This is a genomic window from bacterium (assembly GCA_040756715.1).
In the GTDB taxonomy this organism is placed as follows: Bacteria; UBA9089; UBA9088; order UBA9088; family UBA9088; genus JBFLYE01.
Genome location: JBFLYE010000086.1, coordinates 1 through 2,021 on the forward strand (window position 1 = coordinate 1; position 2,021 = coordinate 2,021).

Sequence of the window (2,021 nt, forward strand, 5' to 3'; positions counted from 1 at the left end):
TATTGAACAAGAAGATACCCATATACAAAGAGCCTTAAAGGAGCTAAGTATAACCCTTATTCCAGCCAATTCGCCCCAGGCAAAGGGTAGGATAGAAAGATCATTTAGGACACTTCAGGATAGACTAATAAAAGAGATGGCATTAAATGGAATTAAGGATTATAGTGAGGCAATAGATTCCTCAAGGAAGAATTTATCCCTTACTACAACAAAAAGTTTGCTAAAACAGAAGGAATTGAGGGTGTCTTTAAACCCCTTCTTTCTGGATGTAATCTTGACCTTGTATTCTGTAAGAGATTTGAAAGAAAGGTCAATAATGACAATACAATCAAATTTGAGAAAGATATAATCCAACTTCCTCCCTCTGATTTTTGCTTCGCTTCGCTCGCAAGATACTTCGTATTTCAAAATTTCCCTTGCCGGATGTGTGGTTGAGGTCTGTGTTCTTGGTAATGGGAAGGTTTATATTCTTTATAAAGGGAAGGTTATTCATAAAACTTATTTAGCAAAGAAGGGGAGAGTTAATGGGTTTTATAAAGAAATTACAAGAGTTTTTAAGTCAAAGGGAATATGAAGAAATTGCAGCTTAAAATTTTAACATATTTTGTAGTAATTAAATTTAACATTGACAAAGTAGCAACAGAAAAATTTTTTATCTTACCAATTCCAGCCATATCATAAACTCTCCATTTTTTATTCTTTCCCACTTGCCTTCTTTTAAGAAGAATGATCTTTTAAAGTCAAGGGATTCGTCTATTGGGAATAGAAAGACACCCTCTTCAATAGATGATATAGTAATTACATTCTTTCCTTTGTAAAAGAAATTGGAATCAAGTTCTATCAAGCTATTCTGAACAAATCCATTGGTACTTGAAAGATAAACATCCTTTTCCGTTTTCTCGTTAATATTGATGGTCACTCTTCCTCCCTTCTCTGGAATGTGCCTATTGGGTGGATAAAATATCACCCTTGTTGTATATGCCAGAAAGAGAATAGCTTCTTTAAACTCTTGTAAATCTTCTGTAATAATCAACTCCTTCTTAATCTTATCTTTTCCTTTCAGGATAAATGGATTTTCATTTATCTTCTTATCATCGCTATTGTCCTTTATAATTACTACATTTTCTTTCTTGAAATGGATTCCCCCTGGATGAAAGAGGGGATAAAGCCTTCCTGAAATATCTTGGGAATAGACAAGGCTGATAAATAAAGTTAGAGGAATTAAAGAAAAAAAGACTTTAGCCTTTTCTTTCTTAATCTTCTCATACCACCAAAATAGGCAGAAAGAGGAAAAGATAATAAGCACAGGAACAAAACAGATTCTATATCTTCCTAAAACAAACATAATCACAATACCACACATTTCACAAAGGATATAGATATAAAGAAGAAATATCTTTTTCCAAAGTCTTGTTGAAAGAAAAATCCCAGTTAATCCTAAAGGGACAATTATGCCAAATCCAATAAAAATAGGGAGGTTAAGGAGGGATGAATAGCCCTTTTGAACTGAAGTGTTGATATTGTTTTCCATTTCAATCCTACTCCAAAAAAGAAAGAATTTTCTAAATAAGAGAAAAAGCCATCTTTTTGGTTCTTTCTTTATAAATCTTAATACCTCCTCTATATATGCTCTATTTCCCTTTTCTTTTACCTTTTTATATATCTTTTCTGAATAATCAGAAGGAGGATAGGCGCATCCACCCGTTGCATACGGATTATTCCCTATCCATAGATTAACTGGCCCATTGGTTGAGATTAGAACAAATTTGCCTGAGGCAAGATAATTTCTTATTGTTACAGGAGAGATGGTAAGAAGGACAATTAGGCAGAGAAAGCCATATCTTAATAGTTTTGAGTTTTGAGTTTTGAGTTTTGAGTTTCTTAACATCCAAATAAGAAGAAAGGGAATAAAGAGCAAGATATTTGCCCTGGCTAAGGCAGAGAGACCTAAAGAAATTCCAGCAAAGGCAATGTTTTTGTAAGATGGATTATCCTCTATTCTTAAGAGAAGAAAGATGGAT

The 2,021-nt window shown here is 33.3% G+C and carries 1 protein-coding gene and 1 pseudogene; one reads left to right on the plus strand and one right to left on the minus strand.

Features of this window, described 5'->3' with window-relative positions; all coding sequences use genetic code 11:
* Positions 1-154, plus strand: a pseudogene (locus AB1397_03345) (ISNCY family transposase).
* A 498-nt stretch (positions 155-652) separates the two neighbouring features.
* On the opposite strand, the gene AB1397_03350 reads toward AB1397_03345, so the two are convergent.
* Positions 653-2,021, minus strand: a 1,369-nt coding sequence (locus AB1397_03350) for a hypothetical protein (protein ID MEW6482026.1), incomplete at its 5' end; no start/stop codon positions are given.